This window comes from Testudinibacter sp. 'clade 2' (genome assembly GCF_006227735.1).
Lineage (GTDB): Bacteria > Pseudomonadota > Gammaproteobacteria > Enterobacterales > Pasteurellaceae > Chelonobacter.
This window is the reverse complement of record NZ_VDHB01000186.1, coordinates 1-1204: the sequence shown is the minus strand read 5'-3', so window position 1 is coordinate 1204 and position 1204 is coordinate 1. Positions and strand designations below refer to the sequence as shown.

Genomic DNA, 1204 nt, shown 5'->3' with positions numbered 1-1204 from the left:
GGTACAACCCGAACATCCTTTACATATTAACCCGATGACATCGTTTACACTTCGGGTTTATGCCACAATGTTGGGCGGATAATTCTTTGGGTTATGTCATCGAGTTCACCAAGAAAATGAAACCGATAAAACATTTCCCATAATCCATCACCTTTGGGTAAAAAGGCGATTTTTTCACCTGCTAGCACTTCACTAATATAGCGTAATTTTCCACGCCATTTGATTTCACCATTATGCCTTACACTTCGCAAAATAGCCTCTCGGTGATATTCATATTCTTCAATCCGTGTGGGATAAATACGGATTGAGGGTGTATAACAGCTCATCGGCATTTGTCTTTCCAGACCTTCATGTGAACGCAGTTGATTAAACTCTTCTCTAAAAATATCTAGCTTTTGTTGGAATTCATGCATTTCTATCTTAAGCGTATCCACCTTTGCAATATAGCGCTTCAACTCCCTGTGCATTCGTTCTAAACGACCATTTTGCTGTGGTTTTCCTGCTTCAATACGTTCAGGGCGAATACCTAAATCAATTAGCCATTTCGATAATTTTGTCAGTCCACCTAACGCAACGGAAGCAAAAGGCGCTCCATTATCACTGCGGATTGCCCAAGGTAAGCCGTATTCCTTAAAAATACGCTCCAGTAAAGGCTGCACCTCGGTATAGCCATGCTGAGTTAAACCCTGACAGGCGAATAAATAACGGCTGTAATTATCATGCAATGTAAAAGGATAACACCTTTTATTCCCTACCATGAAATCGCCTTTAAAATCCATACTCCAACAATGATTAGATGAATGACATTCTCCAAAAGGTAAACTGTCTGCCGGCGTTTTAAGATGTTTTCTGCGTGTTTCAACTAATCCTGCTTTGGCTAAAATTCGGTCGCCCGTACTATCGGCACACCATTTTATATCAGACTCTAACTGCCGCAAATGGTCTAACAGCTTTTTTGCTCCCCAATATCGTCGTTTCAACTTTTCTTGTACTAAACGCTCACAAACATAAGCAGAAACTGCATTAGGATTGTGGTGTGGCTTGCGAGAAAGCGCACTCAGCCCAGCTAAACCATTTAAATGGTAGCGTTGAATCCATTTGTCACCCGTAGGGCGACTAATGCCAAATTGTTTGCAAAGTTCACTTTTACTCGTGCGTTTTGCTAAATAAGCTTGAATAAAGCAGATTTTTTGTTCCATGACAC

1 protein-coding gene is annotated in these 1204 nt (G+C 40.9%); it reads right to left on the bottom strand.

The genetic code is table 11. From position 1 onward, the window contains the following. Window positions 1–44 precede the first annotated feature (44 nt). A partial coding sequence (locus FHQ30_RS12345; protein ID WP_139625181.1) for a DDE-type integrase/transposase/recombinase occupies window positions 45–1204 on the bottom strand: 1160 nt, incomplete at its 5' end.